This is a genomic window from Roseibium sp., assembly GCF_025698965.1.
GTDB lineage: Bacteria > Pseudomonadota > Alphaproteobacteria > Rhizobiales > Stappiaceae > Roseibium.
This window is the reverse complement of record NZ_JAILWL010000524.1, coordinates 1-4,304: the sequence shown is the minus strand read 5'-3', so window position 1 is coordinate 4,304 and position 4,304 is coordinate 1. Positions and strand designations below refer to the sequence as shown.

Genomic DNA, 4,304 nt, shown 5'->3' with positions numbered 1-4,304 from the left:
GACGCGTGTCAGCGCTTCTTCATAGCCCAGCAGTAGGGCTTCATGGCTTGTGAAGAAATCGGTCGACCGCAACTGCGGCACGCTGTCGGCGTTAATGCCGCAGGCACGCATGAAATTCAACGCTTCCGTGATCCGGTCGGCCAGCTCTTTGTAACGGTGCCCCTGCGGACTGTCAGTAATGAAGCCGAGCATCCATTGATGCACCTGGTCAAGATTGGCAAAGCCACCTTGAGCGAACGCACGCAACAGATTCAGGGTGGCGGCAGATTGGCGGTAAGCCATCGCCATTCGATTGGGGTCCGGGATACGGCTGTCCGAGGAGAACTTGATGTCGTTGATGATGTCACCGCGATAGCTCGGCAACTCGACATCGTCCTTTTTCTCAATATTGGACGAACGCGGCTTGGCAAACTGACCGGCGATCCGACCGACCTTAACCACAGGCTGGCTGGCCGCGTATGTCAGAACGACGGACATCTGCAGGAAAACCCGGAAAAAATCACGGATGTGATCCGGATGATGCTCTGCGAAACTTTCTGCGCAGTCACCTCCCTGAAGGAGAAAACCATTTCCGGCTGCAACGTCGGCAAGCTGCGCTTTCAGAGCGCGCGCCTCACCTGCAAAAACCAGCGGCGGATAAGTTGCAAGGCGTTGCTCAACACTCGCCAAAGCCTCTTGATCCGGGTATTCCGGCACCTGCAAGATCGGCTTCGATCTCCAGCTGTCCGGGCTCCACTTCTCCGCCATTTTCGTTACTCCTGATCGGGATCGGGCCTTCCCGAATGTTCGTTTTTACTATCGCCCGCGTTTGAAAAACCTGCACATATTGCTCCTCGATTGGAGCAAACGTGCGGCGTTATACACGCCCTGACCGGCAAATGCCACTCAAGATGCATCGTTTGATCGCATGAAACCTTGAACTTTTTTCATCAGTTCATCGGAATTCAGAATGGCTTCGTCACCAATTGCCTCTCCAAGTACTGTACCGGTTGGCCAAGTGGCCTCCGGTACCAGGCAATTTGCTAAACGAACATGAAATCCGCCGCACTCAATTCGCTCAACGATGGCCAGATCCCGGTATCGAGCTTGATCAGGTCATCTCCATACGAGATTTCAACATCCTGCCACCATCCGTCTGCGCGAATACTCAGTTCCTCAAAGGAGATAACTCCCGCCTGACTGAGGTCAATCTTGTCGATACCAACTTCAAAGTCCTCGATCACATCGCATACGCCATCCGTTACAAAGACGAACGTATCAGCCCCCTCGCCGCCGATGAGTATATCACTTCCTGATCCGTCGGTGATGATGTCTCGACCTTCCCCGCCGTCCAATCGGTCATCACCGGAACCACCTAAAAGCCGGTCATTGCCATCACGGCCCTTCAGATGGTCGTTGCCAGAGAAGCCCTCAAGAGCATCATCTCCGCTCTGTCCGGCCAGCAGATCTGCGTTTTCCGAGCCGAGGATGTAACCACCATCTCCGTAGTGCCCGGTCGGATCCAATGGAAGCCTGATGTCCTCGACCCAGATATCGTTACGATTTTTATCGGAAAGTCCGGATACAATCACCAGGCTGTCGCGTGTCATCTCTTCATAAAACGAAGAATGGGCGATCGTACTGATTGCCAAGTCGTAGTTTGAAGAAAAATGGGTCGTCCAGGCCAGCGGATTGATAATGTTGCCGCCCTCCCAAAAGGCTGGCGTCGCATACAGATCATTGAAAAAGACAATGTTACTGGTTTCGTATTCGTAATCCTTGTCATTCCCGAACAAGTGAACCCAGTCTTCCGCGATTACTGACGAGACGGGATCGTTTTCGAAATCGAAACTTATGATTTCTGCGCCGCTATCCAGAACGGCTGAACCGTCCTCCGGTGTATAATGGGATGCAAAACCGACATAGTCGGCATCAACAAAAAAGCCATCTGCGAACGTGTCGCTCTGCTCTGCCAGGTTGGTAACTGCTCCTCCCCCGAGAGAATGCCCCGTGACGATCAAGTCGCTCGCGCTTAAATCGCTTGCCTCCATGAAGGATTTGATTGCCGAAAGCAGATTACCGAAGGCTTCGACCGCGTAGTTGGGTTCGTCTTTAAGAAACTCAAGATAATCGACCACGTCTCCGACTGTATCGGTCACGATATTATCGAGCGTTCCGCTGGTACCTCGGATTGCCAGACCGACCTGAGTGACGTTCCCGTTTTCATCATATTTTGCCAGGACGTCCGCCTGGGCATCCTTGAACTTGAAAGTCTCTCCCTGAAAAGTGCCGTTATGGTCAATCTTCGCATCCGGAATTCCCAGGTCGGCTGGTGACAGTACAGTCCACCCCTTGGCTTCGATCGTTTCTCGCGCCTTTTGCTCTGCCTGCAGACCGTTTTCCAATACGTCTTCCAGACCGTGATAGCTGTAGACCATGAGGTCGCGCGCATCCCGAACCAGGCCCAGAGCCTCCTCGCCCTTGTAAGTAAATAGTGACATTTGCACCCTCTTAGATTGTATTTTAATTTTCACACTACCTAACTAAATCAAAACTAACGTTTACGTAAAGGGAAATATCGAATGTGCGGAGAAATGATCAAACTGCGCCTTGCCCGGAGCAGACAATCGTCATGAAATCAACTTGAGGGGGATCATGGCCGGGCAAGCGATCCCGTGACAAAGTGGGTCCACAGCAATGAGAGGATGCCAGCCATGTCCCGAAATCGTCTGGAACACAGCCACCACCCCCGAGCCATCGCCAAAAGACTGTCGACAGGGCCGGACGCCAGCTATCTCAGGGACTGGATCTACGGCGGAATCGACGGGGCGGTGACGACATTTGCGATTGTCGCGGGGTCAGTCGGTGCCGGACTTTCCTCGAATGTGATCCTGATCCTGGGAACGGCAAATCTACTGGCGGACGGTTTTTCGATGGCTGCTGCGAATTACAGCGGATCAAAATCGGAAAACGAGGACTACGCACGACTTCGGGCAATTGAGGAAAAACACATCGCTTTGGCACCGGATGGAGAGCGGGAAGAGATCCGGCAAATCCTCAGCGCCAAGGGGTACGAAGGCGAGGACCTGGAAACAATGGTCCGGCTGGTTGCCTCAAACAAGGAAGCCTGGATAGACACAATGATGCAGGGAGAATATGGCATGTCCGATGCTGGCCGAGCCCCCATAAGGGCTGCATTATTCACCTTTGCGGCTTTTCTTCTCTTTGGCTCGGTGCCGTTGCTGCCCTTTGTTTTTTCTGCGCCAGCAAGTGCCGCTGCAGCAACCGTTCTGACGGCGATTGCCTTTTTCGCAATCGGTTCGTTACGGGCGAGCTGGTCTCGAAGAGGGTGGTTCTCCTGCGGCTCGGAAACAACGGCAATCGGCATGGTCGCCGCTGCAATCGCTTATCTGGCGGGCCACGGACTTCAAACTCTTATGGCGTAGCACGAGCGTCACATTCGGCCTGCCGTCACTCATCTAAGCTTAAGAAACTGGCACCGATTTCCCTCAGTTTCTGGTCGACGAGATCCGCCAATTCAGGAACCAGATTGACGCTTCTTGGATAATGCGGACTGGTCCGGTCCTTCAGCACCGGCACATGCCAGCCATCGGTTGTTTGCAGGAAGTGGTCGATCCCCTCCTCTCCCCAGAGCCGGAAGAAACCTGCAAGCACGCAGTCCAGGTAACTTTGCAGGATCGGATGGGTCTCGGATCCCCAGCGACGATGTTCGGGCGAAGCCTTGAACAGAAACAACTCTTCCGGTCCAGGAATGCCTTCAGCTTCGCATCGGAAGGATGTGCCGATATCCTCAACCTTGAAATAGCGTTTTTCGCGCTGCTCCAATTCGGCCAAACGTGTGCGCGGTTCTCGCGCCATCACTCCCCGGATCTCAACACCGTCTTTCTTTCGCACCGAAAGTGCACACCGCCCTCTGCCGTTGGCACCTTCGCCGCAGACCTTCCACTCCCGCACCCATCCATCAAGGCGCCCAGGGGTCACCTCGGTGTTTTCCGGTATGGTGTCGACATTGACGAGAGAGCCGTAACCAAAATAAGTGATCGTCATCGGATACAAGTCTTGATTCTGTCGTTTTGAACAACCGCAAAGCTGGGAGTTGCCATGATTGTCCCGTCCCTTTCCCAACAAGATGTAGCGCTCCTGCGGGAAGACACGCCCGGTGTAAGCCAGGTGATCCATTTTAACAATGCCGGAACGGGCCTTGCCCCAACGCCGGTGCTCGACGCAGTCAAGCATCATCTGGATCTGGAAGCACGCATCGGTGGCTATGAAGCTGCAGCAGTGGCGAAGACGGAAATGGACTC

The 4,304-nt window shown here is 53.9% G+C and carries 4 protein-coding genes and 1 pseudogene; 2 read left to right on the top strand and 3 right to left on the bottom strand.

Going from position 1 to position 4,304, the window contains the following annotated elements:
- Together K5905_RS28600 and K5905_RS28595 are read right to left on the bottom strand one after the other, a co-directional pair.
- Positions 1-747, bottom strand: a 747-nt coding sequence (locus K5905_RS28600; RefSeq protein ID WP_297590776.1) for a 3-deoxy-7-phosphoheptulonate synthase, incomplete at its 3' end; no start/stop codon positions are given.
- A 275-nt stretch (positions 748-1,022) separates the two neighbouring features.
- Positions 1,023-2,480 (bottom strand): M10 family metallopeptidase C-terminal domain-containing protein, encoded by a 1,458-nt coding sequence (locus K5905_RS28595; RefSeq protein ID WP_297590774.1) that lies wholly within the window; start codon positions 2,478-2,480, stop codon positions 1,023-1,025.
- Between the two features lie 213 nt (positions 2,481-2,693).
- Here K5905_RS28595 and K5905_RS28590 point away from each other — a divergent pair, with 213 nt between their 5' ends.
- Positions 2,694-3,425: a VIT1/CCC1 transporter family protein gene (locus K5905_RS28590; RefSeq protein ID WP_297590772.1), complete on the top strand. Its 732-nt coding sequence runs from the start codon at positions 2,694-2,696 to the stop codon at positions 3,423-3,425.
- A 25-nt stretch (positions 3,426-3,450) separates the two neighbouring features.
- Here K5905_RS28590 and K5905_RS28585 read toward each other — a convergent pair whose 3' ends face one another.
- Positions 3,451-4,047, bottom strand: a complete 597-nt coding sequence (locus K5905_RS28585; protein ID WP_297590769.1) for a gamma-glutamylcyclotransferase — start codon at positions 4,045-4,047, stop codon at positions 3,451-3,453.
- A gap of 54 nt (positions 4,048-4,101) precedes the next feature.
- Here K5905_RS28585 and K5905_RS28580 point away from each other — a divergent pair.
- Positions 4,102-4,304, top strand: a pseudogene (locus K5905_RS28580) (aminotransferase); the annotation flags it as partial.

What these genes read in the sequence shown, in the direction of transcription:
- K5905_RS28585 (WP_297590769.1), bottom strand. Translation starts at nt 4,047, where the DNA reads ATGACGATCACTTATTTTGGTTACGGCTCTCTCGTCAATGTCGACACC.
- K5905_RS28590 (WP_297590772.1), top strand. Translation starts at nt 2,694, where the DNA reads ATGTCCCGAAATCGTCTGGAACACAGCCACCACCCCCGAGCCATCGCC.
- K5905_RS28595 (WP_297590774.1), bottom strand. Translation starts at nt 2,480, where the DNA reads ATGTCACTATTTACTTACAAGGGCGAGGAGGCTCTGGGCCTGGTTCGG.